The sequence below is a fragment of the Sphingobacterium sp. SG20118 genome (genome assembly GCF_044740685.1).
In the GTDB taxonomy this organism is placed as follows: domain Bacteria; phylum Bacteroidota; class Bacteroidia; order Sphingobacteriales; family Sphingobacteriaceae; genus Sphingobacterium.
Map to the genome: position 1 here is coordinate 2,625,560 of NZ_CP172826.1, position 25,065 is coordinate 2,650,624.

Genomic DNA, 25,065 nt, shown 5'->3' on the forward strand with positions numbered 1-25,065 from the left:
TATTACTGTGGAATGATCTTTTCCTCGCGGAGCTGTTCGAATAATCGGATAAAGGAGTCTTCCGTATTTTGGTAAGCACTAAAACCCAATTTTCTACTATTGGCCATATCCACCATCACCTCAATAGGTCTACCTAGATCAAGATCCGTGTGCCAAGGTGAAGCTAGCTGAAATAGTTCAGTATTGGTCAAGCCATGTTGCTTAACGAGCTCTTCCCAAATACTGCCATCAGCAGCAAGCTGATCGGCCAGAGGTCTTACCGTTCCATTGAACCCTTCAAATCCGACACCGAAATATGTAGCAATACGTTCCCATAACCAATTCCATCGGAACACATCACCGTTCACAATATTAAATGGGGTATTTTTAGCTTTCGGCGTTGTGGACGCCCAGATCAGTTGCTTAGCAAGTATCCTAGCATCAGTCACATCAGAGATACCGTTCCATTGCGCCTCAGAACCTGGCCATATCATTTTCGTCCCTTTCTGCTTACAGATACTAGCATATACTGCGAGCGTTACACCCAGATTCATCAAGTTACCGATGGCATGTCCCACTACTGTATGTGGCCTATGGATACTCCATGAAAAACCATCGCGAGCAGCAGCACGATAGACTTCATCTTCCTGCGCATAGTAAAAATTAGGATATTCCAATCGGGGTTGCTCTTCTCGGATCGGTGTAACCGGAAATATCCCAGAACCGACATAAGCTTCAAACGGACCTAAATAATGCTTAAGTCCCGTAACCAAAGCTACGTGTTCGACAGTCTTCTTTTCGGACAATACATCCAACAGATTACGCACCAACGTACTGTTGACCGCTATATTTTCAGCCTCAGAATCCTTTCGCATCCAAGTGGTAAAAAAAACGTGCGTAGGGTTTATTTTTTCCAGAGCGGTCTTCAGGCTTTCTATATCCAAGAGATCCGCTTTTACCGGGATGATACCATTGTTACTACTGTTTGGATGACGGGCCAAACCATAAGTCTGCCATCCATTAGCCACAAGTTCCTGAGCTAAATTACTACCAGTGATGCCTGTGGCACCCACTACTAATGCAATTCTATCCATCTTTGTTCTTGATTAAATATTTCCAACAAAGTTACCCGAGTCAGCGACCAAAGAAGTTGACCCCGGTCAAGAAATTCCATTGACCTATGTCAAAGGATTCAGTCGGTAGTTGCCATTCTCTTGCGGATCCTGCTCAGTGTTTCGGGCGCCAATCCAAGGTAAGATGCAACCAAATGTTGCGGTACACGTTGCATGATTTCCGGATTGGACTGCATCAATCGTTGAAACTTCTCCTCCGCCGTGAAGCTATTTGAACTGATCAGCCGCTCATCTTTTGTAATCAAACTATTCTGGTATAGGATCCGAAAATAGCGATCCATTACGGGCACTTCCAACATCAGCTGTTCATAGCCCTCACGCGATAACAGGAATAGCTCCGTATCTTCGACCGCATCGATATATAGTCGCGCAGGTTGCTGATTGATGAAGCTGTTAAAATCAGAGAGCCACCAGCCTTCCCAACCAAATAGACTGATGTGTTCATTTCCTTTTTCATCCAAGCGATAAGATTTGATAAGCCCTTTTTTCACGAATGAAATATGCGTGCAGATTGCCCCCTCTTCTAGGATGTACTGTTTCTTCCTTACTTTTTTGAAAGTAAAAAATCCAGCAATAACTGATTTTTCTTGATCAGATAGGGTTACTTTTTGTTCCATATGGGAAAACAATACTTCGAACATCTCCTTCATTTAATAGCCATTCCAAACATAGTTAATTTTGTTTTAAAAATCACCATCCCTCATACCTTCATCCCTACCGCATTTATTTGGGGAAGACTGTAAAATACAACAAAAGCCAACCCTATACAGATTAGCTTTTTACATGCACCAGTCTCCAATAATGATACCCGATTGCTTTTCGTTCAATAAAATCAATAAATAGTGTTGACCTAGTTTTTACATATGGAATACGTTGAACCGATGCCCATCGGGATCCGCAAAGACAAAACCATAATAACCACTTCCAAACGCCTCGGGTTGGGAAATAAGCTTCCCGCCCACAGCTTCGACCTCTTTTGCCCACTCGTCTGCCTGTTGGGTGCTTTCCGCCGCTATCGTAAAGATGATCTCGGTCGACTTGCTGGTATTCGTCATCTCCCCTTTCATTGCCTCTTGGAGGATGTCCTTCAAGAAAAAGTGGATGACAAAATTATGCTGCCCAAACAAAAAACTCGTTAGATCATCCGATCTGCCATTGGATCTAAAACCCAAGGCGGTATAAAAATCTGTTGTCCGATCTAAATCGCTAACTGCTAAATTAGACCATATCATTTTTGGATCCATAACCCTATCTCCTTTTATTTTCCTACCTAAATTTAGTGAAAAAGTAATGAAGAAAAGAAGTAATCAGTTAATTAGTAACGAGTAACGGAGTAACTAAGTAACGGAGTGACCAGTGAAGAAGTAACCAGTGAAGAAATACCAAGTCACCAGTAAAACTGATGACTTAGTAATGTATCAACTAAAGATGGTTATGAAATTTTGATCACTATTTTGCCAAAAGCACCTCGTGATAGGTGTTCATATGCTTTTTTCGCATCATCCATAGCGTAAACAGTATCTATGACAGGTTTGATTGCAAATTGATCAAAAGCACCATTCATTTCTTCGAAAGCCGAACGGTTACCTACTGCAATACCCTGTATTTTGGTTTGCCTAAAAATGACTTCCATTAAATTCAGGTCGGTCGATTGACCAGCCATAAAGCCGATCAAAGAAATCTGCCCAGTTACTTTAGTCGCTTGAACAGAGTCATTCAATCCCGCTCCACCTACTACCTCAAGCAATTGGTCTACACCTTTGCCATCGGTCAGTCTTTTAACCTCTGTTGCCCAATCTTTGATCTTCGAATAGTTGATGATTTCAGAAGCTCCCAGTTCACGAGCACGTTCTCCTTTTTCATCGCTACTCGTCGTAACGATCACCCTTGCCCCTAAAGCACTCGCTATCTGTATCCCAAAAATAGAAACACCACCAGTACCCTGGATCAATACCGTATCTCCTTTTTGAAGTTTACCATAAGTCACCAAAGAATACCAAGCAGTAAGCGCTGCAATCGGTAAAGTTGAAGCCTCTTCATCCGTTAATGTCGATGGTGCCATCACAGCCGAATCTTCATGTATGATCATATACTCTGCCAATCCTCCAGGAAGTGGTGAACCAAAGCAATAATCAGGTTCATTAGGCCCTGGCGCACCTTCGATCCATTTCGAATACAGATGTGAAGTGACGCGATCACCAATCTTAAATCGGGTAACACCCTCCCCGACCTGTACAACTGTACCAGCTGCATCCGATACGGGAGTCAATGGATTGGGAACCATATCCGGTTCATAGAAACCTTCCACAATTGCCTTATCCCTAAAATTCAAAGAAACTGCTCCTACTTTAATAAGCACCTCGTGTGCTTGTGGAACTGGGATTTGAATATCCTCCAATATCAAATTTTCTAAGCCAAAGCCTTTTAACTGCCATGCTTTCATCATATCTTTTTCTTGTGTTATCATATCCTTATTATTTATGTGACAAAGTTCGTCTATAAAACCATGTAAAAACAGATTCAGATTTTGATAAAAAAATGGTCTCAGTTTTCATTAAAAATACCTAAACTACTGTATCACAATAAGTATTAAATAAAGTAACTGTTCTGAATTTCATCCTAAAAATCGAACAGTCTAAAACACAAAGAATCATTTTGTAGCTTTGCCTCCGATGATAGATAAAACATTTCGTTACGAAGAGGTCATACAAAAGATTGAAAAAAGTATGTCAAACTTAGGGCTAAAAGCAGGAGATCGGCTTCCTTCGGTCCGAAAACTCAGTGCAGAACTATCGGTCAGTATCAATACCGTATTTCAGGCCTATGCCATTTTGGAAGCAAGGGGGATCATCTTCTCAAAACCAAAAAGCGGTTATTATATCCATACCACAACCGCACATAAGTTGAGCAATCCAATTGATGAACACTATATTCCGTTGCCATCCACAGTCGAAGTGAGTAGTATGGCCACTGCAATGATGAAAAATGCACTAGAATATGGCATCATCAATTTTTCCATCCTAGCCCCAATCAATGAATTGCTACCCATTACAAAACTAAACAAAGCAGTTCAGGCATCGCTAAAAGAGCATTCGAACGAAAGTTACCAATATCCACTAGTCGAAGGCCACCCGCGATTGCTCAAGCAGATTGTAAGACGGACCTTAAACTGGAATCAACACATTTCACAGGATAAAATACTGGTCACCAATGGTTGTATGGAAGCCATCAACCTATGCCTAGACAGTTTAACAAAACCTGGAGACATCATCGCTGTAGAATCACCTACTTACCATGGCATTTTGCAAAGTCTAGAAGCCCGGGGGCTCAAAGCTCTTGAAATAGCGACAGATTCCATTACTGGACTTGTTTTAGCAGATTTAACACGCGCACTGGATACAAACACAGTTACCGCCTGTATCTTTATGCCCGCCTGTCATCATCCATTAGGAGCCATGATGCCAGAAGATAACAAAATCAAACTCGTCCAGTTATTGGCAGAGAGAGGTATCCCCCTAATTGAAGATGATTCCTTGGGAGAATTGTATTTTAGCGCACAAAGACCACTACCAGCAAAGGCATATGATACCACAGACAATGTGCTATATTGTTCCTCCTTTTCCAAATCATTAGCACCAGGTTTCAGAGTCGGTTGGGTATCTGCTGGTAAATATCATGCCCAGTTATTAAAACTAAAATTTGGTTCTAATATAGCGACTACAGGTTTATTACAGGATGCAATAGGCCGGTATTTAGAAACTGGTCAATACGAAAGTCACTTAAAGAAAATGAGGCATGCTATGCAAAGTCAGATCATACGATATGCTGCTGCCATAGATCAATATTTCCCAGAAAACACCCGGATATCCACGCCAAATGGAGGCTTAAGCTTATGGATAGAACTTCCCGAGGAAGTAGACGCCTTACAACTACAACGAAATGCCATTACAGCAGGTATCGGCATCTGCCCTGGTCATATTTTCTCTACCCTGACCATCTATCATCATTACATCCGGATCAACTGTTGCCCCCTATGGAATATAAAAATTGAAAATAGTATTCAGACCTTAGGACGTTTATCTCAGAAAATGATCGATAGCAATAAGCAACGGAGTAACACAGTGAAGTAGTGACGCAGGAACACCCTTCCTATAACAACCGATTGCATGTAGCCGAAAACCACAATTCTACCTTAGCACACTTAAAAAGCCACATTTCATACCATCGAATCTTTTCCCTGCATACGTATTAATCTGATTACAAACGGCAAATAAACCGCATATTTAGTTGCCATTTTTATGATAATCTGATCTATTAGGTTATGTTTGTATCGCTATATCGGACATAAAAACTCGAATATAACAACCCTAAACATTTAAAAAACCGAACTTACTAATTATTAAAATGAAACATTGGTTCACAAAAAACATGTCGGTCGCTATGCTCGCTTTCATCAGCTTTCAGGCACAGGCAGGCTCAACACCTAAAGTCTACGACTTGACCAAGTATGGCATTGTACCAAACACCGGACAGAACAGTAGTGCCACCATCCAACAAGCCATTCAAAAAGTAGTTACCGAAGCTGGGAAAACCAATCCTATCGTAATCAAGTTCAAAAAAGGACGCTACGATTTCCATGCTGAAGGTGCACAGAAAAAAGTATATTACATCTCCAACCACGATCAGGACAATCCGAAAACTGTCGGCTTGGCATTGGAGCATATGGACAATGTGACCATTGACGGTCAAGGGTCCGATTTCATCTTCCATGGCCGCATGTTGCCGATCTCGCTGATCGAAAATCAAAATGTGAGCCTTAAAAATATCCATATCGACTTCGAGCAACCACAGATCTGCCAGGTCAAAATCTTGGAAAACGATGTCGCAGCAGGTGTGATCACCTACCAAACTGCACCTTGGGTAACATATACCATTAAAGACAGTACGTTCTACAATACGGGCGAAGGCTGGGAAATGAAACCTACATCTGGTATCGCATTTGAAGAAAAAACCAAGCATATCGTCTATAATACCAGCGATATCGCCGTGGGTACATCACGTGTTACCGAAGTATCCAAAGGCATCATCAAAGCTCCTTGGAAAAACGAAAAATTGATCCCTGGTACTGTCGTAGCGATGCGCAGCTGGCATAGACCCAATCCTGGTATTTTTGTGCATAAAGGCAAAAACACACGATTGGAAAACATAAGCGTTCATTATTCTGAAGGAATGGGCCTATTGGCACAGTTGACAGAAGATATCTACTTAGAGAAATTCAATGTATCGATGCGTGGTAAGAACGACCCGCGTTATTTCACGGCACAAGCCGATGCTACCCACTTCTCGGGCTGTAAAGGTGTCATCGTATCCAACAATGGATTATACGAGAACATGATGGACGATGCCATCAACATCCATGGTACGTACTTAAAGATCATCAAAAAAATAGATGACCATACCCTCCTTGCCCGCTACATGCAAGAGCAATCCTTTGGTTTTGACTGGGGATATGTGGGCGATTCGGTACAGTTCATCCAATCGAAAACGATGGAACTTTGGGACAATAAGAACAGTATCCAAACCATCAAAGTGATCCGTGAAAAAGAAAGCGATCCGATCATGGACTTCGAAATCAAGTTCAGCAAAGCTTTAGATGCATACATCGACCCTACTCAATTGGATATCGGTATCGAAAACCTAACTTGGACACCAGCAGTAGAGTTCAAAGGCAATACCGTGCGTAACAATAGAGCACGTGGCGCCTTGTTCAGCACACCACAAAAAACAGTAGTGGAGAACAATCTATTTGATCATACTTCAGGAACAGCGATCCTATTATGTGGCGATAGCAATGGTTGGTACGAAACGGGTTCTTGCCGTGACATCACGATCAAGAACAACAAGTTCATCAATGCCCTGACCAATATGTTCCAGTTCACCAATGCCGTGATCTCGATCTATCCAGAGATTCCAGACTTGAAGAACCAGAAAAAATATTTCCATAGCGGTATCAAAATCGAAAACAACTATTTTGAGACTTTCGATAAACCGATCCTATATGCCAAATCGGTAGATGGTATCACCTTCCGCAACAACAAGATCAAAACGAACAAAGAATATCCAGCATTCCACTGGAATAAAAATGCGATCTTATTTGAGCGCGTGGTCAACACGGACATCGACAACAATACCATCGATGGCAAGCCACTTGAGCAGGCATTCCATGCTGAAATTAAAAAATAATACACATTTCCAATAGCTTTATGCCAAAGAAAGGGCCAATGTCAACAAGACATTGGCCCTTTCCTTTTCACCAAACTTGCCTTTTCTGTCTTCACAGTTTTATAAAGATAGACCAATCAAGAAATTCATATCAAACACCCTACTGACCACTACACAAATTGCTTAACAATAGCTACTGCCTTCATCATTTCCTCTTCTTTAAAGCGAAAAGCCGGACCAGAAACACCGATAACAGCTACGATTCTTTTATTTTCAAACACGGGAACAGCGATACAATTCAGCTCTTTTTCTAGACGTTCATAATCCTCTGCATAACCATTTTGAACAACCTTATCTAGCTTTTCAGCTAGTTGTTTTGACTCTTCCTCATTCAATGAACGCATAATAGAATCCCTTAAATGCTCAGAATAAGCCATAAATACATTGCCAATGGCAGAATTCAGGAGGACAAATTCTTTACCCAGTTCCAAGCTGATTCGAACTCTTCGCTCAGGATCACATTTAAATTCATGCCGTATGTAAGTCCCCATTTGAATGGACAAGTACGATGTTTCTTGCGTAAGCGCCGTTATCTGTTGTAGGATAGGTCGATAATATTGTTTCAACAAATGAATGGATGCCTTAGGTGGTATCAACATGTACATCTTATCGGTAAGTTGGTATCGTGGTGTTAATTCATCCTGTACGACATAGCCCAACTCAAGCAGTGACTTGATCAAATTATGAGCAGTCGATTTTTCTACCTGTAAATGATCCGCGACATCTTGCAACCTGACCATATTTCCGTTTTGCGCAATATACAGGAGTATCTCCATTGTTCTTTTTACCGATTGTACCATAAGTTCATTAATATTGAACAAATATACATTAAACCCGAATCTACTTGTTCATACAGCCAAATATATACAACTTTGAGTAATCAGTAGTTAAAACATTAAATGAAATATAACATGCAATCATTAAAAGGGAAAACAGCCATCATAACTGGCGCAGGAAAAGGACTTGGCAAAGCAATGGCTTTAGCGCTAGCGGTCGAAGGTGTCAACTTAGGATTGATCAGCAGAACAGCTGCAGATCTTGAGCAGTTAACCACAGCATTAAAACAACTAAATCCAGATATCACAGTTTCCTATGTAGCGGCTAATGTAGGAAGTTATTCAGAAGTCAAGGAAGCAGTAGCAACAATTGCAGCATCCTTGAAAACAGTTGATATCTTGATCAACAACGCCGGAATATTTAAAATGGGCGGCATATTGGAAGTACCTATTGAAGAATGGGAACAGGTATTTCAAATCAATGTGTTAGGAACCTATTATATGATTCATGAAGTTTTACCATTGATCACACAACAAGGTAAAGGTGATATCATCAATATTGCATCAACAGCTGCCGCAAAAGGTGCTGCGAATATGAGTGCATACGGCGCATCAAAAGCTGCTGTTGTCAACCTGACAGAATCTTTAATGCAGGAAGTTAGAAAATCAAACATTAGAGTAACCACGGTCAACCCAAGTACGATCGCTACGCATATGACTTTAACTGCTGGATTTACCGATGGAAATGAAGAAAAAGTTCTTCAACCAGAAGACTTAGCCTATTTGGTGGTCAACAACTTAAAATTACCACAACGTGCCTTTGTAAAAGAACTTGCACTTTGGTCGACAAATCCATAATCCATCAACCTAAGCATAAAAAAAGCCACTTTACGTATCTATAAAGTGGCTTTTTCAGCTATAGACGCTACAGTACCGTCATTACCCGACAATCAGCTATCCCTCTTGAAAAATACGTGTTCTATCTCACCGGCAACGTATCCTCAGTCCAAGCATTTCGAAAAGAATTAAAAAAAATCGGCGTGCATTCAAAAAATATCAAGTTCCAAGGCTATTGGGTCGAAGGCAGTATTGGCATGTGAAAATAATTGAACGAATGTGCAAAATAATTCAAAACCAATACCGCCAAACATTGTTTACCTAATGTTACTATTCACAACGGCAAAGTACGATATTGATCTAGGTCAATATTTTTGAGCTCAGCAATGGTTAAATTTGTCTCAGATTATAAAACAAGAATATATCAATATTTATAAACATATAAAAACATTAAAATTATGGCAAATTGGAGTTTAGACAAAGCGCACAGCGAGATTGAGTTCAAAGTAAAACACATGATGATCACGAACGTGAAAGGTCAATTTCAAGATTTCGACCTGACAGTAGTTAGTGATTCCAACCATTTAGAAAACGCCAAGATAGACTTGACTATACAGACCGCTTCTATCAATACAAAAAACGAGCAACGCGATGAGCATTTGAAAAGTGCCGATTTTTTTGATGTTGCTGGCAACCCAACCATTACATTTCATGCTACAAGCAGCAAAAAAGATGGTGATGATATTAAATTGACCGGAGACTTAACAATCAAAGGCATCACTAAATCCATTACCGTAGACGTTGAGTTCGGTGGTGTTGCAAAAGATCCTTGGGGAAATGAAAAAGTGGGTTATACCGCTACAGGTAAGATCAACCGCCAAGATTTCGGATTGACGTGGAATGCAGCCCTAGAAACAGGTGGCCTGATGGTAAGCGATGAAGTGAAATTCCAAGCGGATTTCCAATTCATCTTAAGTTAATAACCTAAGTAGTAATAGCGCATAATAGAAGGTCATGTCCCAAACGGAGACATGGCCTTTTTTATGTTCACCATCGCGCTATGATCATAAAAACTTTAGGCATGTCCACAGCACGAGCTGTATCAGCTCGATATAATCAAACAGCAATTCCTCATATCTCATTCAAAAAATCACTTAAAGATTGATCTTTCCCAACAGGCAATTTTTTACGTAGCCTATAACGGTGTATCTCAACTCCCCTAACCGTAATATTTTGCAATTGTGCAATCTGCTTGGTGGTAAAATTCAATTTCAAATAAGCACAGACCTTTAAATCATTGCGTGATAATCCGGCATGATTTGATTTCAGCTTATTCAAAAACCCATCATTAAGTTCATCAAAATGCGAGGCGAACTGATCCCAGTTGGCACTATTTTTTTCGACATCTTTCAATAAATTATTGACCCGTTTTAATTCAGAAGCCTCTTCGTCATTCACCCCTATTTTCGCCAGTTCATCACGGACTTTAACGAGCGTTCCCGAATTTTCCAGTAGTTGCATACTTGTACTCGCCAATTCTTTGGTTTTAACCAATACCTCCTGTTCCAACTTCTCATTATTCAGTTTCACGATTTCCTTTTCACTCTTTTCGATTTCCAACTGATGGATATAGCGGAGCTGTGCCATTTTCTTTTCATATTGGAGCTGTTGCTTTTTCCAGACCTGTTTTTGTATCCTAAAAAAAATAGAAATCCCTACGGCACCCAAAATAAGGTAGACCAGTTTTGCCCAAATAGTCAAATACCAAGGTGGTAAAATAGTGAAAGCGTAAGAGGATACCGCAGAAATCTGGTTTAAGTTGTTGCGGACTTTAACCTGAAACCGATAGTCTCCACTTGGGAGATTCGTATATGATTTTTCAGAGATATTTGCCCATGTAGACCAGCTCTCATCGTACCCGACCAATTGATAGCTGAACTCCACATGTTCATGAATACCAAAACTTGGCGAAGAAAAAGCAAACTGAAAAGAATTGAATTTCGAAGCTAACTCAGGCCCATCAGCAGCATCCTGTTCATAAACTCCCGTTGGACTCTTGTTAAAATACCCTTCAAAAATAGTGCTATCCAAGGTCGATTTTGCCGTTACCTGAGATAACAAGACAAGCGGTTTCCGAGCCTCCTTGATATACTTTTCATAGTTGATGTGTATAATTCCCTTTTCGGCACCGATGTAGACGTTGTTTTTATCAAAAGTATTGATATGATCAAATCCCGAAGTGTTCATGCCTTCAATCTCTGAAAATTTAATCAGCTGGTAGGTCCTCGCTTTAGGGTCAAATTGAGCAACCCCTACGTATTTGTTCGTACAAAACCAGATATTCCCATCCTTATCTTCCTTGAGATAACGGATCGTGAGCCCCTCAAATACTTTAAAATCAACCGACGGGACAAACACATTTTTGCTATAATCGTAGGTATACAGTCCTTTTTCTGTCGCAAAAATCACTTGATCTTTGATCTTGAATACAAAATTTTGATAGTCGGAAGGTAAACCATTTTTTTTAGTCAACAGATCTGCTTGATAGGCATGTCGGTCTGCCGCCAATCGCATGCGATAGATACCGCGATACGGATGTGAAGCCCAAATTGTTTTTTTCTCATCCAATTCTAAAAAACGATACGAATCAACAAACCCACGTAACTGACCATCGGACTGAAAGCTCCCGTTTTGATAATTCAACAACTCTAAGCCCTGATAAGTCCCCACCAAAGCCCGCTCTACCGGATACACCGAGCTTAAAGGCAATACGTTCCAAGTACCCGTCCTATTCGACAACGGCAGTAAGGTTTGATCCTGTATCTGAAACAGTCCTTTATTATGCCCAAGCAATAAGTTTCCATTCAATTCTTGCAGCATCCACGCCTCTCCTCCATCGCTTTTTGGGAAAAGCGAAAAAGAACTCAATGATCGGCTTTGATCGCTCAGCCCTTTGGTAATGGGTGCAACATACATCCCATTTGAAGATGCCAAATAAAGTTTGTGGTCAAAGATCAAAGACGATAATCCGGTTACATCATTTTCCAGATTTGGCCGCAGGTACCGGACAGCAGAACCATACGAAATCACCGAAATACCATTGTCACTAGCTACCCATATATTTTTCTGTCGATCTACAAATACCGCAGATATATTCTTGTTCACCAACCCCTCCTTAATCCCGATACGCTGAATAGTCTTGGCATTCCGATCACGGATATGACAGCCATCTTTTGCATTGCCGACCACAAAAGTAGAATCGTCTATAAGCGCCGAAGATGGCGTATAACTATCTTCCCAACGCTCCTTATTCAATTGCATTAACATCTTGTCTTTCAATAGATAGTTTTGATTATTTAAAGTGGACACCACGATACGATCCTTGCCCAGTGGTATCATGGCCGATATTTTCATATCCGCATAGGGTAGCGCGGCGAGCATGGGAGACCAATGCTTGTTTCCGGTAGACCAATAAACCATTTTTTTTATCCTGTGCAAATAACGAATCACCGACCTTGCCCATAAAATACCATTCTGCGTCAGCTGGATGTACCGTTATTTTTTGGCCTTTAAGTTCAAAGATCACATTCGTCGCTCTAAAAAAAACAGACTGTCCAAAAGACAAAGTATTCCAGATATCTGCAAAATTACGATACGCCTCAGGGATCAAGGCTTTAAGTGATGTATACGTCAACCCACCCTGTTCCGAAGGCTCAAAATAACCGAAATCCCCTTGCCCCCCTACATATATGCGATCATGATCATCGATCCATAGCGAGCGGATGATCGTATGGTTGGGCAGTGCATATGATTTCCAATACCGACCATTAAAAGTAATCAGCCCTTCACTGTTACCAAAATACATGATGCCCCTGCTATCTTGCTTCATATCCCAGGTACGGCTACCACCCCGATATACGGTTTTATTATAGTTGTTGACCAATGGTAATCCAAGTAGATGTTGTCCACATACTGCATGCGGCATTATAAAAAATACGAACAAATAAAGGATGATGAGATACTTCATATATGCTGTCTATAATTGGGTTGACGTAAACTTGACGTACCCCAAATATAGCGAATTTAGGAACATTAACGCATGATGAAGTAGTAATGAAGTAGTGTTTAAATTTAACTTATGACTATCTAAATCTAAATTTGAGGTAATTATAAACATTCTAAATTCTTTAATTCATCAAGTATGAAAAACAAGGTCAGCATCATTGCAAGTGTTGCTCTTCTGTCTTGTCTTACCACTACCGTAAGTGCACAGAACAGAACGATTACAGGTAAAGTCACAAATGAACTGGGGATTCCGTTAGTGGCAAGTATTACCTTATCAGGCGGTTCCACAACTGGAACCAGTAGCAACGAGAATGGCGAGTTCACCCTCTCAATTCCCCAAAATTCCAATTATTTGATCGTCTCCTCCTTGGGCTATGAATCAAAAACCGTAACCCTAACCGGCAATTCCGTGAACATCCAATTAAAGGCTAATGCCGATTTTAACCTGGATGAAGTCGTTGTCGTAGGTTATGGTACACAACGAAAAGGCGATCTCACAGCCCCGATTGCTACGGTCAATATGCAAGATATGGCCAAACGTACGGTTTCCAATCCCATGGATGCCCTCCAAGGTGCCGTTACAGGTGTGCAGATCGTGAGCTCAGGAGCACCTGGATCAACACCGTCGGTACGCGTCCGCGGAGTTGGTTCGTTCAATAATGAAAGTCCGCTGTATGTGGTCGATGGGATGTTTATGGATAATATTGATTTCCTTAACCCCAACGATATTGCAGATATCTCGATCTTAAAAGATGCATCTGGAGCAGCCATATACGGGGTTCGCGCGGCCAATGGGGTCATCCTCGTGACCACCAAAAAAGGAAGCTTGAATATGAAATCACAAGTCACCTACAATGGATTTGTGGGCTTCCAAACACCAACCAACGTTTTAAAAATGGCGAATGCGCAGCAGTATGCTAACTATGCTACGGCCACCGGAAATGGCGCTTTTGTTAAAAATTCAGTTGAAAAATATGGTGGCACGGAAACCAACCCTGCCATGGATACCGATTGGTTCGACGAGCTGTTACGTTCAAAAGCACTCATCACCAATCACAATGTCGATATCATGGGTGGAAGTGAAAAAATAACCTATGGTTTTGGTCTCAACTATGTCAAACAAGAAGGCATCATGGATGCTAAAAACAACAACCAAAAGTTTAACATGCGTATGCAGGCAGATGCCAAGGTCACAGATTGGTTGAAAGTTGGCTTTATAGCACATTTAAACAATTTCAAATCTTATCATCCCAATAATGCCGCTTTCCGTCAGGCCTATTTTGCGACTCCTTTATACCCGGTCTACGACCCTTCCCTCGAGCTTGCGAAACCTGAAAAATTCGGATCCAGTACCGCCATCGGTATGCAATCCGGATTTTGGTACAACAATCCGGTCGCCACAGCTTTCTACAACAACAATCAAACAAAAGGATTTCAGATACTACCGAGTTTTTACGTAGAAGCAGAACTTTGGAAAGACAAGATCACGTTCAAATCACAGCTCAGCCAACGCTATCAATCGACACATAACATCGGTTATAACCCGATTTATTATATTGATAACGACCAGCGAAACGACCGCTCTTTTCTACGGTCTGCACAAGCACGTAACAACAACTACATCTTAGACAATTTATTGACATATAAAGACGAATCGGGCAAACACCACTGGTCAGTCCTATTGGGGCAATCGACCCGGGAGGAGCGCTGGCGTGAAACCTGGGTACAGGCCAATGATGTACCCGAATCGGAAGAGTTTTGGTATGTAGGTGTCGGCGCTCAGGGAATAGGGTCTGCCACAGGATATGGTGAAAATGGCTCTCGCAATGCCGGAATATCCTATTTTTCTAGAGGAACATACGATTATGACAACAAGTATTTATTGACCGCCACTTTCCGTGCCGATGGAAGTTCCAAATACCAAACCAAATGGGGTTATTTCCCATCAGTAGGTTTAGGATGGGTGCTGACGAAAGAAAAGTTTATGGAAAACCAGAAACTTTTCAATCAATTGAAAATACGCGGAAGCTGGGGTAAATTGGGTAATGATGGTATCCAACCCAATGCCGGATATGCAACCGTCTATTCCGGAAATAATTTCTCGGGCATATTTGGTAGCGAAGGCAGCACAAACGGCACCCGGATACCCGGATACCGCGTGGGCAGGTTCTTTTCACAAGTGCGCTGGGAAGTGGTTGAAGAATGGGATGGTGGTTTAGATTTTGCGCTATTGAACAATCGCCTGAGTGGTACCGTAGATTATTACCACAGAACGACCCATGATCTAGCATTCAGCAGACCCATTCCATTTTCTTGGGATCGCGTATACGGAAACTGGGGCAGTGTAGCCAACAGTGGATGGGAAATCGGGCTGCAATGGAAAGATAAAGTCGGCGCATTTGGCTACGCCCTAGCCGGAAATGTGACGACATTGAAAAACACAGTCAAAAACCTAGGGGGATTGGAAAACATCATGAACGGTTACCCGGAATGGGCAGCAGAGTTTCCTGCAAGAATCGAAATCAACGAGCCTATCAACTATTTTTATGGCTATGAAGTAGCCGGTGTCTATCAAAATCAAGCACAGATCGATGCCGACCCGATTTCGAGTGCCTACAATAAACAAAATCCAAACTCCCCTATCTTACCGGGTTATCTCCAATATAAAGATCAGAACAATAATGGTGAATTGGATGAAAACGACCGTATCAATCTGGGGAACTACCTACCAAAGATCACCTATGGTTTCAACGTTGCATTCGATTACAAAAAATTTGACATGAGTATCGCCTTCCAAGGTGTAAGTGGCAATAAGATCCATAACCTCAACAGAGCCATGCGCAGAAAATACAGCCAGATGAATGTCGATGCCGATTTTGTTGATAAACTATGGACAGGAGAAGGTTCGAGCAACACACATCCATCGGCAGCAGGATCGGTCGCATCGTGGAATCTACAGGCAAGTTCATTCTTTGTAGAAAGTGGTGCTTACCTCCGCATTCAAAACATTCAGTTGGGTTATAGTTTTGACTTCCCAAAAATGCCTACCCGCATATTCGTAACGGCAGATAGACCATTTATGTTTACCAAATACAGTGGTTTCACACCCGAAATATCGGGAATGGGATTTGATGCCAATGTGTATCCTATTGCATCGACGTACAGCCTAGGAGTCAAAGTTTCATTTTAATTTTTAATCCTTTCATTTTAATCTTATGAACACCTTTAAATATATCCTCATAGCCAGTTGTATAGCAGTTCCGCTATCCATGACCAGCTGTAAAAAGTTTTTAGACAAGCCCCTTGAAAACCAGCAGCGCTCGGAAGAAATCGACTACAGCAATCCGGCACTCATGTATAGTCCTGTTTCTGGCGTATACCGCTCAGCAGCGGATGACAATCTGGTGCACTGGATCGACCTTTCCATACGTTGCATGCGCGATGATGACTACCTGCAGGGTGCTCCGAGCCCCAACGATAATCCAGAATTAACGGCTATCAAAAATTTCCAGAATGATGTCACCGTTCAATCTTACTGGGGGCTCAATCAATCGTGGATCAGTTACTACAGTCTGGTCATCGCTGCCAACAATGCGTTGATTGAACTGGAAAATTTTGCTGCAAAAATACCCACCAGCAACAGCAAAGACCTCGCCTTAAACAAACAATACAAAGCGGAGGTTCGGTTTCTGCGCGCCTACGCCCATCTGATGGCTTCTCGCCTCTTTGGAAATGTACCGATTTTGATCGATAGTGAAAACATCGGACGATTGGCGACCATCGAAAAGAGCACAGCTGCCGAAGTAAGGGAATTTATCATTGCCGAAATGAATGATTGTATTGAAGCGCTGGAAGATGCCCGTCCCAATCAATCCATCCATATCGGTGCTGTCACCAAGTATACCGCGCTCTTATTAAAAGCCAAGGCAGCTTCAGACCTTGCCGGCAATGATAACAGCAGTCCGCATTGGGAAGAAGTGTTAGATGCGACCAATAAAATCATTGCGAGCAATAAATTCTCGCTCTATCCAAACCTGTACGAGCTCTTTAAGCTACCCGGAAAACTAGCAAACGAATCCCTATTTGAATTGCAATATTCCGATTTCGGCCTCAGTACAGGCGATATTGTACGTCCCGGAGTAGACTGGGGAACATTCTTTAAATGGCAAGGTCCGTCTGGCGATCAAAAAGGAAGTGCCATTTCAGGTGCAGGCTGGGTACCCCCATCGCAAGATATTGTCGATTTTCTGACCAATCGCGGCGACCACGAACGCTTGAAAAACACCATTCAGTATTGCGGCATAAACGGTGATCCTGCCACATCTGTCACTACCCCTAGTGGTGACGTGGTCTTTGGAAATCCCTTTGGCATCAAATATTTCAACGGAAAAGCCTATCTTCCAAAAGCGCAGATGACAGAAGGCCGTTTGGAATATGGTGCAAACAATAATGTGCGGATACTACGTTACGCAGATGTACTGCTGCTCAATGCGGAGGCAAAAGTAAGAAAAGGACAAAATGGAGACGAACCGTTCCGATTAGTACGAGAAAGAGCTAAATTAGCACCAATTGCGAATGTAAACTTAAACCAGATCCTCGACGAGCGTAGAGCAGAATTTGCTTGTGAATGGTGGGGCGAGCGTTTCAACGACTTGGTGCGTACTGGCAAAGCAAAAGAGGTATTTGGTGCTAAATTTATTCCGGGTATGAGCGAATCTTTGCCGATACCGCAAACGCAAATAGATGCTAACCCTAATTTCAGATAAATCATGACGTATATTAAACGAGTTACTATATGGGCCATCCTGCTTTTCAACCTGCAACTGACAATAGCGCAAGAAAACAAACCGGTCAAAACTGAAATTGTTAAAGAAAATGGTGGTTTTACCCTAAAACGGGATGGTAAGCCCTATTTTATCAAAGGAGCAGGCGGCACCCATTATATGGATCGTCTCAAAGCGTATGGGGGTAACTCCATACGCACTTGGAGTCCAAAAGATGCCGGTAAAATATTGGATGACGCCCATCGAATGGGACTGACCGTTACCTTAGGCTTGGATGTGCGCGCAGAAAGGCATGGATTTGACTACAACGATCCCGAATCGGTCGCCAAACAATTGGAAGGAATACGAAAAACGGTGCTTCAATACCGCAACCACCCTGCACTTTTAGCCTGGGGCATCGGCAATGAGCTCAACCTACATTACAGCAACCCAAAAGTATGGGATGCTGTGAATGCTATTGCAGTATTGATCCACGAACTGGACCCCAATCACCTGGTCACCACGATGCTGGCCGGTGTAAACAAAAAGGAATTTGACTATATTCAAGAAAAAAGCCCCGCTATCGACCTGATCGCAGTTCAGGTATATGGAGGCCTGGCATCCGTACCCGAGGAGATTAAAAGTGTGGGTTGGACAAAACCCTATATCGTTACCGAGTGGGGACCTACAGGCCATTGGGAAGTGGCGCAAACACCTTGGAATGCTTCCATAGAAGAAAATAGCAGTGAAAAAGCAGCCGTATACAAAAGCCGCTATGAAGCATCCATCGGTAAAGACAATCATTGCTTAGGATCTTATGTCTTTTTATGGGGCCAGAAACAGGAACGTACCCCTACCTGGTATGGATTATTCACCGAAGCAGGTGAAGAAAATGAAGTGGTGGATGTGATGGAATTCCTGTGGTCAAAAAAATGGCCTACAAACCGATCTCCCCATTTAGAATCCTTGCTATTGGATGGAAAAAAGGCGGCTGATTTTGTCTATGTCGAACCCGGAAAAAGCTATCCCATTGAAGTGTTTGTGAAAGATCCAGATGGCGACAAACTCACCACACATTGGGAGCTCTTGCACGAGAGTACCGATCTGAAAGAGGGCGGTGACCGCGAAGAAAGACCCAAAGCCATTACTGGACTTATTGCAGATGAAAGCCAACAAAACACACAGCTCAAAGCACCAACCGAAGAAGGTGCCTATCGGCTGTTTGTCTATGTATCGGATGGTCATAACAATGTGGCTACGGCCAATATCCCTTTTTACGTAACGGCCAACACAACGAATGCACCCCTATCATCAAACCTGAAAAACACATACCGTTTTTCGAGCGACCCCATTTGGGCCGATGAATTTAATTACAAGGGCTTGCCCGACAGCACCAAATGGTCGTATGATATCGGTTCAAAATATGATGGCTGGGGCAATAATGAGCAACAGTATTATGTCGCCTCTTCTCTAAAAAACTCGGTTGTCGGTCAAGGCGTATTAAAGATCAAAGCTTTAAAAGAAAATAAAGGCGGGAAACCCTACACCTCTGCCCGACTGGTCAGTAAGTATAAAGGGGACTTTTTATACGGCAGGTTTGAAGCTCGGGCCAAGCTACCGAAAGGTCGCGGCAATTGGCCTGCTATCTGGATGTTGCCGACAGAATCAAAATATGGCGATTGGCCCAACTCCGGTGAAATAGATATCCTGGAGCACGTGGGCTATGACCAAGATATGCTGCATATTTCTACGCATACCAAGGCCTACAACCATAACATCAACACCCAAAAAACGGCAACGAAAAAGGTAGCAGGTGTATCCGATGCCTTTCACCTGTATCGTGTGGATTGGACTCCAGAATATATCAAAGGATTTATCGATGATCAGGAAATCTTTTCTGTTGAAAACGAACATAAAACCTTTTCGGAATGGCCCTTTGATCAAAAATTCCATTGGTTGCTCAATTTAGCCATCGGCGGAAATTGGGGTGGTAAACATGGGGTTGATGACAAAATATTCCCGAATGTTTTTGAAATCGACTATGTACGCGTATATGAATTGATTCCCTAACTCATTCGCGATACCACACTCATATTGAACAGGTAACACATGCACACTTAATCTAAAAAAACCTTTTCAGCTAAACACTGAAAAGGTTTTATTTATAGAATAAAAAACATCAATCATACCTACTTAGCCAGATCGATTCTTTGGACGGTTCCATTAAACCCCGAAACCTGTGTAGGTAAATCTTGAAGTCTAACTTCATGCTTATCATCAGCTCTTATAGCACTTAGTTTTACCGCATTCTTATTTTTTATCTTCTTCGGGATTTCAATAAAGCCATAAGCTTTGTACGGATCCGCATTGTGCCCCAATAAAGCACGAGGTCCCCCACCCAGGCAACCGCTGTGATATAAGATCACCGATTCTTTTTGAGCAGGGTAATACACATGTTGATGACCCGATAAATAAAGATCTACTTCATTTTCTTTCAGAAACTGCAAGGTCTCATCAGCATGTTCCAGTACTTCTCCTGGTTTATTTTTAGATTCAACAAGCGCATATAAAGGCAGGTGACCCAATACGATTTTAAATCTAGCCTCTTTAGCCAGAGGACTATCCAACTGTTCTTTCATCCAACTTTTCACTTGCTCCGGTATTTGAGATGATGAAGCATCCCAAGAGATAATAAAAACATTATTTTTCAAATAAGAATAGTAATAAGGAAAATGACTGCTTTCGATAAACGTAAGATTGACATCAGCTTTATGATTGAGCCAAAATGAGGCCGAAACTTCGCGATCCAGCACAAAACTGGGAGAGGCATCATGATTGCCCATGGTAAATCCAAATGGCACTCCAGAAGCCTTTATCGGTTGCAATATGGCCTGATCAAATCCCTTCCACATCGCCTGAATAGCCTCTCTTGTTAAAGTTCTTTTTTGTCCTGCGACCATATCACCTCCACACAATATAAGATCTGGCTTTAATGTCGATATACTTCCCACTACATCCAACACTTCTTTGCTGTAAGTCGTCGATCCATAGCTATCATTTAAATCCGATATCACTAAGATCTTAAGACTTTTATTTTTCCGCTCTTTGTTGATATCCTTGTCAGAAACCTGAGAAAATGCAGGATGAATAAAAAGGATCAGCGTAAAAAAATAGAGCAAAGCAAATAGGTAAGATTTCATATCGGATGTTTGAAGTACAGGTTTCAAATGTAAAACTATAATTTTAAAATCCCGTTAAAAACCGGTATAAAAGGTCATGCGTATTTTACCCCCTGTTACCCAGGTGTTGTTTCTTATTTTTTTATCATCGGAAAAACTTACTCCATCACCTTTTTCTTATGATTAACCCCCCAATCCTTAAGTGCATAAATAATTGGGGTCAACGTGTCTGCATATTCCTCAAGTTGGTAAGAGATCTTGACGGGATATTCCTCAATAACAATTCTCCTGAGCAGTTTATGCTGTTCAAGATCCTTCAGTTCTTTTGCTAACACTTTTGGAGATATCCCCGGAATACTCTCTTGGATATCAGTGAAGCGGTCATTACCAACACCAACAGATATGATAATTGGTATCTTCCATTTCCCATTGATCACATCCAACGTATCTCGCACGGGTTTTATGGTCTCTAGACAGTCACAGTGAACTTTTTTTAGTGCCATTATTTTTAATTTTTATTATACTGATGAGCGGATTACGTTAATTTTAATTGGCGCTATCGTCATCATTGATTTCTTTCATTACTTCAGCAAACATTTCTGTAGACTTGATCCTATCCTTAATAGCATACATCGTCGATACGACAATCAGTTCATCCACTTGCGTTTCTTCTAAAAATGCTTTCGTCAGTTCTTTTACCCTTTCCTTAGTACCCACAAAGGAGTATTTAAGCATCTGATGGACATTTGGATGATGGAAAATATCTTGCAGATCTTCCGTCATTTCTGTTGGTGGATGCAAGGGCAGAGAATTTCCAGTCAAAACACCCAAAAACATCCGGATCAGTGATGTGAACAATTTTTGTGCTTCTTCATCCGTGTCCGCAATAATCACATTGACACCCGCTATCGTGTAGGGTTTTTCCAGCACCTCGGAAGGTTGAAATTCTTCCCGATAGATTTTTAATGCCCGCATTAAATGATCGGTAGCAAAGTGGCTCGCAAATGCATAAGGCAATCCTTTTCGAGCTGCTAAATGTGCACTATCTGGACTTGACCCCAAGATGTAAATGGGAAACCTGGGCATCTTCAGCTATCGGTGCTCTTACTTTACCCGTACTATTGGATTTTGAAAAGTAATTTTCGATCTTCTCAATTTCTGCAGGGAATGATTGCGCTGCTTGCATAAAATCGGATCGGATTTCTTGAGCCGTCAGTCTATCTGTACCTGGAGCTCTTCCCAGTCCCAGATCAATTCGATCTGGATAAAGTTGAGCAAGGGTTCCAAATTGCTCTGCAATGATTATAGGAGCATGATTAGGCAGCATAATTCCACCCGACCCTACTCTTATTTTACTGGTATTTTCAGCTACGTAGCCAATTAATAGCGAAGTAGCACTACTGCCTACCGCAACCGAATTATGATGTTCGGCAAACCAATAGCGTTTATAATTACTTGCTTCTGCCACCTTAGCCAGTTCCAGCGAATGGTGTAAAGTCTGTCTGAATGTACTGCCTTCAGATACGATGGCGAGTTCTAAAATGGAATGAGCGATATGTTTTTTCATTTTTTTGAAATTTTGATGTTGTTAAATAACAGGTAACACGAATAAAGCACCTACCCTCCTATCAAATAAATCAATACAAAGTTATCAATTGAAACGTTATGATTGATGATCATTAACTAAAGGTATTAGATCTGTTTAAAGTACTTTAATGTTCATGAGCTGATAGCGTTATGAATATTGAAAATTTCTAAATGCTGGTTTTGGAAGCTCAAGATTTCCGCGAAGCGTTTTTTCCTCATACTCCGTATGGAAAATTCCGCGTTCTTGTAAAATGGGAACTACCAATTCGATAAAATCTCTGAGACCGTACGGATGATCCTGTTTGATGATCAGCATATCCATTATTCCTCCTTCGTACCATTCTTGAATTTCATCAGCAACACTTTCTGCAGACCCTAGAAACAGCGGTGGTGCAATTCGCTGATACGGATTAAGTACAGCCAGCTCCATATATTTTTTATGCGCTTCAGCATCTGTTTTTCCCACAATCGGATTTTGCGAAGTGGCGATGATAAAGTTGTCAGGATTCCTATTCTTCTCATCTAACTTTCTTCGCAATGCCATGGCTGTATGTCTTGTCTCTTCCATCGAAAAACCACCAATAAAAGCACCATCCGTGTAAGTCGTAGCAATATCAACAAATGTTGGGGAACTACCTGCGGTGTATAGAACAGGTCTACCCTGAACAGAACGGCTTATATTCAACGGACCTTCGACGGAAAAATATTCCCCCCTGTAGTTTGTTAAATGCATTTTTCGTGGATTCAAAAAGATGCCATTTTCTTTATCTCTTACGAATGCGTCATCCTCATAGGTATCCCACAAGTTCCGAATAATTTCTAAAAACTCGATGTGCATCGGATACTGATCTCCTTTCGACAAGTGACCCCTACTGAAGTTGACCATCCCTCCCGGATTGGAAGTAATGGCATTCAGTGACACTCTTCCCTTGCTTATTTTATCCAAGGACAAGACCTGACGCGCAATATTATAAGGATCAGTATAAGAACTTGAAGCAGTTATAGAAAGTCCGATTCGTTCGGTTTTCATCGCTAAGGCAGACATGATAGAAACACCTTCGAACATACTCAGATAGTGCGGAATATTCCCGGGCCCCACGTGGCTTACATCGATCAAAAACAAACTTTCAAATTTGGCATCTTCCGCAAGCTTGGCCTGTTGAACGTAAAAATCAATATTTTCGCTCGCGTCTGCCGGCATATCCGGATGTTGCCAAGAGGTATGATTCCACCCTGGACCATCGATTATTGCGGCAAGTTTCAATTTCTTTTTATTACCCATATTACTTGGTGATTTCTTTAAATGCGCTATCTCAACTCGAGAATTCCTCAATTTCAATCAACCCATTTTTACATCTTACAAAATTAAGGTAAATTTACTAACCAAAAGATAGTAGTTACCTAAAGGAAAGTGAAATATAGGATAGCTGTAAATACCGCTTTTAACAGTTCTAAACTTAAGATCAACTTTCCTTTAGGAAAGTCCTATACAATTGATAGCCCTATAGGCATAACTTTGCACAGTACAACACAGCATCGCGAACTGCTTTTAGTATCAAGTAGCTGGGAGCTTAGGTAGTATACTACACAAATTAAAATAATGAGCATATGAACATAGGAATAATAGGAACTGGTGCTATAGGCGGTACGATCGCAAAAAAAATGGCTGCGGCCGGTCACCATGTGAAAGTTAATAATGCAAGCGACATGGATAAATTGAATGCCCGTGCTCAGGAATTAGGTGTAACAGCTGCTAGTCAAACAGCAGTGCTGCAGGATGTAGCTGTTATCATTTTAGCGATACCGACCATAGCAATCCCAACCTTACCTAAAGAGCTGTTCGCAGACCTTCCTGAACATGTCATTGTGGTCGATACCTCCAATTACTACCCCTTCCGTGATGCTGATATTGAAGAGATCAAAAATGGAAAGGTAGAAAGCATCTGGGTATCTGAACAATTGGGGAGACCCGTTATCAAAGCATTCAACAATTTATTGGCTGAAACACTTGCTAATGGCGGAAAAGATGCTGGAGCTGAAGACAGAATTGCAATGGCTATAGCCGGAGATGATGCGGAAGCAAAAAAAGTAATAGCCACATTAGTTCATGAAGCGGGTTATGATGCCGTTGATTCCGGTACCCTTTCAGCATCTTGGAGACAGCAGCCCGGAACACCAACTTACTGTACAGAATTGAATGCCGCAGAATTAAAACAAGCATTAGCAGATGGCGTGAAAGAAGATGCACCAATTCTGAGAGATAAAGCTATTGCCGAACTTTCAGCGAGGTCACCATTTCCATCCCATCCCGATGTCGTTAACTATAATAGAGCATTGTTTACTAAAAACCCTAAAGATCTGTAAAAGAAAGCGGATATGGCATAGCACTTAAAGCGGTGCCGGAGGTTATTTACTTAAAGAATCTAAAACGATTCTTCCTAGCCAATCGGTTGACATCTTCGCA

Annotated in this window: 20 protein-coding genes; 8 read left to right on the forward strand and 12 right to left on the reverse strand. The window is 41.6% G+C overall.

Going from position 1 to position 25,065, the window contains the following annotated elements; all coding sequences use genetic code 11:
* Nucleotides 1-2: 2 nt before the first annotated feature.
* The 4 genes from ACFX5U_RS12255 to ACFX5U_RS12270 all read right to left on the reverse strand — a co-directional run bounded on the left by ACFX5U_RS12255 (nucleotide 3) and on the right by ACFX5U_RS12270 (nucleotide 3,579).
* On the reverse strand, nucleotides 3-1,073 hold the full coding sequence (locus ACFX5U_RS12255) for an SDR family oxidoreductase (RefSeq protein WP_400260852.1): 1,071 nt from the start codon (nucleotides 1,071-1,073) through the stop codon (nucleotides 3-5).
* A 98-nt stretch (nucleotides 1,074-1,171) separates the two neighbouring features.
* Nucleotides 1,172-1,753, reverse strand: a complete 582-nt coding sequence (locus ACFX5U_RS12260) for a Crp/Fnr family transcriptional regulator (protein WP_038702627.1) — start codon at nucleotides 1,751-1,753, stop codon at nucleotides 1,172-1,174.
* Between the two features lie 216 nt (nucleotides 1,754-1,969).
* On the reverse strand, nucleotides 1,970-2,356 hold the full coding sequence (locus tag ACFX5U_RS12265) for a VOC family protein (RefSeq protein WP_400260853.1): 387 nt from the start codon (nucleotides 2,354-2,356) through the stop codon (nucleotides 1,970-1,972).
* Nucleotides 2,357-2,544: 188 nt separating this feature from the next.
* The gene (locus ACFX5U_RS12270) at nucleotides 2,545-3,579 is read right to left on the reverse strand and encodes an NAD(P)-dependent alcohol dehydrogenase (RefSeq protein WP_400260854.1); all 1,035 of its coding nucleotides are present in this window, start codon (nucleotides 3,577-3,579) and stop codon (nucleotides 2,545-2,547) included.
* Between the two features lie 205 nt (nucleotides 3,580-3,784).
* Here ACFX5U_RS12270 and ACFX5U_RS12275 point away from each other — a divergent pair, with 205 nt between their 5' ends.
* A complete protein-coding gene (locus ACFX5U_RS12275; protein WP_400260855.1) occupies nucleotides 3,785-5,242 on the forward strand; it encodes a PLP-dependent aminotransferase family protein in 1,458 nt (485 codons plus the stop codon).
* A 274-nt stretch (nucleotides 5,243-5,516) separates the two neighbouring features.
* Nucleotides 5,517-7,355, forward strand: a complete 1,839-nt coding sequence (locus tag ACFX5U_RS12280) for a right-handed parallel beta-helix repeat-containing protein (RefSeq protein WP_400260856.1) — start codon at nucleotides 5,517-5,519, stop codon at nucleotides 7,353-7,355.
* 149 nt (nucleotides 7,356-7,504) lie between these two features.
* Here the strand turns inward: ACFX5U_RS12280 and ACFX5U_RS12285 are convergent, their stop codons facing one another.
* On the reverse strand, nucleotides 7,505-8,194 hold the full coding sequence (locus tag ACFX5U_RS12285; protein ID WP_400260857.1) for an IclR family transcriptional regulator: 690 nt from the start codon (nucleotides 8,192-8,194) through the stop codon (nucleotides 7,505-7,507).
* 111 nt (nucleotides 8,195-8,305) lie between these two features.
* Here ACFX5U_RS12285 and ACFX5U_RS12290 point away from each other — a divergent pair, with 111 nt between their 5' ends.
* Both ACFX5U_RS12290 and ACFX5U_RS12295 read left to right on the forward strand, forming a co-directional pair.
* Nucleotides 8,306-9,028 (forward strand): 3-ketoacyl-ACP reductase, encoded by a 723-nt coding sequence (locus ACFX5U_RS12290; RefSeq protein WP_400260858.1) that lies wholly within the window; start codon nucleotides 8,306-8,308, stop codon nucleotides 9,026-9,028.
* A gap of 437 nt (nucleotides 9,029-9,465) precedes the next feature.
* Nucleotides 9,466-9,987, forward strand: coding sequence for a YceI family protein (locus ACFX5U_RS12295; protein WP_280567111.1), 522 nt, complete (start codon nucleotides 9,466-9,468; stop codon nucleotides 9,985-9,987).
* A 151-nt stretch (nucleotides 9,988-10,138) separates the two neighbouring features.
* On the opposite strand, the gene ACFX5U_RS12300 is transcribed toward ACFX5U_RS12295, so the two are convergent.
* On the reverse strand, nucleotides 10,139-12,448 hold the full coding sequence (locus tag ACFX5U_RS12300; protein ID WP_400263591.1) for a triple tyrosine motif-containing protein: 2,310 nt from the start codon (nucleotides 12,446-12,448) through the stop codon (nucleotides 10,139-10,141).
* On the reverse strand, nucleotides 12,360-13,034 hold the full coding sequence (locus tag ACFX5U_RS12305; protein WP_400260859.1) for a hypothetical protein: 675 nt from the start codon (nucleotides 13,032-13,034) through the stop codon (nucleotides 12,360-12,362). The genes ACFX5U_RS12300 and ACFX5U_RS12305 overlap by 89 nt, the downstream gene beginning before the upstream one ends.
* Nucleotides 13,035-13,208: 174 nt before the next feature.
* Between ACFX5U_RS12305 and ACFX5U_RS12310 the strand changes: the two genes are divergently transcribed.
* From ACFX5U_RS12310 to ACFX5U_RS12320, 3 genes are read left to right on the forward strand one after another with little or no spacing between them, the layout of a single operon-like run.
* Entirely contained in the window at nucleotides 13,209-16,262 is a 3,054-nt protein-coding gene (locus tag ACFX5U_RS12310; RefSeq protein WP_400260860.1) for a SusC/RagA family TonB-linked outer membrane protein, read from the forward strand.
* A gap of 25 nt (nucleotides 16,263-16,287) precedes the next feature.
* Nucleotides 16,288-17,838, forward strand: a complete 1,551-nt coding sequence (locus tag ACFX5U_RS12315) for a RagB/SusD family nutrient uptake outer membrane protein (RefSeq protein WP_400260861.1) — start codon at nucleotides 16,288-16,290, stop codon at nucleotides 17,836-17,838.
* Nucleotides 17,839-17,841: 3 nt separating this feature from the next.
* A complete protein-coding gene (locus tag ACFX5U_RS12320; protein ID WP_400260862.1) occupies nucleotides 17,842-19,905 on the forward strand; it encodes a family 16 glycosylhydrolase in 2,064 nt (687 codons plus the stop codon).
* Nucleotides 19,906-20,024: 119 nt separating this feature from the next.
* Here ACFX5U_RS12320 and ACFX5U_RS12325 read toward each other — a convergent pair whose 3' ends face one another.
* The 5 genes from ACFX5U_RS12325 to ACFX5U_RS12345 form a co-directional block, all read right to left on the reverse strand.
* Entirely contained in the window at nucleotides 20,025-21,035 is a 1,011-nt protein-coding gene (locus tag ACFX5U_RS12325) for a metallophosphoesterase family protein (protein WP_400260863.1), read from the reverse strand.
* A 137-nt stretch (nucleotides 21,036-21,172) separates the two neighbouring features.
* Nucleotides 21,173-21,517 (reverse strand): helix-turn-helix domain-containing protein, encoded by a 345-nt coding sequence (locus ACFX5U_RS12330; RefSeq protein WP_280567091.1) that lies wholly within the window; start codon nucleotides 21,515-21,517, stop codon nucleotides 21,173-21,175.
* 43 nt (nucleotides 21,518-21,560) lie between these two features.
* Entirely contained in the window at nucleotides 21,561-22,076 is a 516-nt protein-coding gene (locus ACFX5U_RS12335; RefSeq protein ID WP_400260864.1) for an LLM class flavin-dependent oxidoreductase, read from the reverse strand.
* A complete protein-coding gene (locus ACFX5U_RS12340; protein ID WP_400260865.1) occupies nucleotides 22,057-22,581 on the reverse strand; it encodes an MsnO8 family LLM class oxidoreductase in 525 nt (174 codons plus the stop codon). The genes ACFX5U_RS12335 and ACFX5U_RS12340 overlap by 20 nt, the downstream gene beginning before the upstream one ends.
* A gap of 168 nt (nucleotides 22,582-22,749) precedes the next feature.
* Complete coding sequence (locus tag ACFX5U_RS12345) at nucleotides 22,750-23,940, reverse strand: LLM class flavin-dependent oxidoreductase (RefSeq protein WP_400260866.1); 1,191 nt, start codon at nucleotides 23,938-23,940, stop codon at nucleotides 22,750-22,752.
* A gap of 269 nt (nucleotides 23,941-24,209) precedes the next feature.
* On the opposite strand from ACFX5U_RS12345, the gene ACFX5U_RS12350 reads away from it, so the two are divergent.
* Nucleotides 24,210-24,965 carry an NADPH-dependent F420 reductase gene (locus tag ACFX5U_RS12350; RefSeq protein ID WP_400260867.1) on the forward strand — a complete coding sequence of 252 codons (756 nt, stop codon included), beginning with the start codon at nucleotides 24,210-24,212 and terminating at the stop codon, nucleotides 24,963-24,965.
* Nucleotides 24,966-25,065: the final 100 nt, after the last annotated feature.

Excerpts from the sequence above, each read along its gene's own strand:
- ACFX5U_RS12255 (WP_400260852.1), bottom strand. The coding sequence starts at position 1,073 with ATGGATAGAATTGCATTAGTAGTGGGTGCCACAGGCATCACTGGTAGT.
- ACFX5U_RS12260 (WP_038702627.1), bottom strand. The coding sequence starts at position 1,753 with ATGTTCGAAGTATTGTTTTCCCATATGGAACAAAAAGTAACCCTATCT.
- ACFX5U_RS12265 (WP_400260853.1), bottom strand. The coding sequence starts at position 2,356 with ATGGATCCAAAAATGATATGGTCTAATTTAGCAGTTAGCGATTTAGAT.
- ACFX5U_RS12270 (WP_400260854.1), bottom strand. The coding sequence starts at position 3,579 with ATGATAACACAAGAAAAAGATATGATGAAAGCATGGCAGTTAAAAGGC.
- ACFX5U_RS12275 (WP_400260855.1), top strand. The coding sequence starts at position 3,785 with ATGATAGATAAAACATTTCGTTACGAAGAGGTCATACAAAAGATTGAA.
- ACFX5U_RS12280 (WP_400260856.1), top strand. The coding sequence starts at position 5,517 with ATGAAACATTGGTTCACAAAAAACATGTCGGTCGCTATGCTCGCTTTC.
- ACFX5U_RS12285 (WP_400260857.1), bottom strand. The coding sequence starts at position 8,194 with ATGGTACAATCGGTAAAAAGAACAATGGAGATACTCCTGTATATTGCG.
- ACFX5U_RS12290 (WP_400260858.1), top strand. The coding sequence starts at position 8,306 with ATGCAATCATTAAAAGGGAAAACAGCCATCATAACTGGCGCAGGAAAA.
- ACFX5U_RS12295 (WP_280567111.1), top strand. The coding sequence starts at position 9,466 with ATGGCAAATTGGAGTTTAGACAAAGCGCACAGCGAGATTGAGTTCAAA.
- ACFX5U_RS12300 (WP_400263591.1), bottom strand. The coding sequence starts at position 12,448 with ATGCTCGCCGCGCTACCCTATGCGGATATGAAAATATCGGCCATGATA.
- ACFX5U_RS12305 (WP_400260859.1), bottom strand. The coding sequence starts at position 13,034 with ATGAAGTATCTCATCATCCTTTATTTGTTCGTATTTTTTATAATGCCG.
- ACFX5U_RS12310 (WP_400260860.1), top strand. The coding sequence starts at position 13,209 with ATGAAAAACAAGGTCAGCATCATTGCAAGTGTTGCTCTTCTGTCTTGT.
- ACFX5U_RS12315 (WP_400260861.1), top strand. The coding sequence starts at position 16,288 with ATGAACACCTTTAAATATATCCTCATAGCCAGTTGTATAGCAGTTCCG.
- ACFX5U_RS12320 (WP_400260862.1), top strand. The coding sequence starts at position 17,842 with ATGACGTATATTAAACGAGTTACTATATGGGCCATCCTGCTTTTCAAC.
- ACFX5U_RS12325 (WP_400260863.1), bottom strand. The coding sequence starts at position 21,035 with ATGAAATCTTACCTATTTGCTTTGCTCTATTTTTTTACGCTGATCCTT.
- ACFX5U_RS12330 (WP_280567091.1), bottom strand. The coding sequence starts at position 21,517 with ATGGCACTAAAAAAAGTTCACTGTGACTGTCTAGAGACCATAAAACCC.
- ACFX5U_RS12340 (WP_400260865.1), bottom strand. The coding sequence starts at position 22,581 with ATGAAAAAACATATCGCTCATTCCATTTTAGAACTCGCCATCGTATCT.
- ACFX5U_RS12350 (WP_400260867.1), top strand. The coding sequence starts at position 24,210 with ATGAACATAGGAATAATAGGAACTGGTGCTATAGGCGGTACGATCGCA.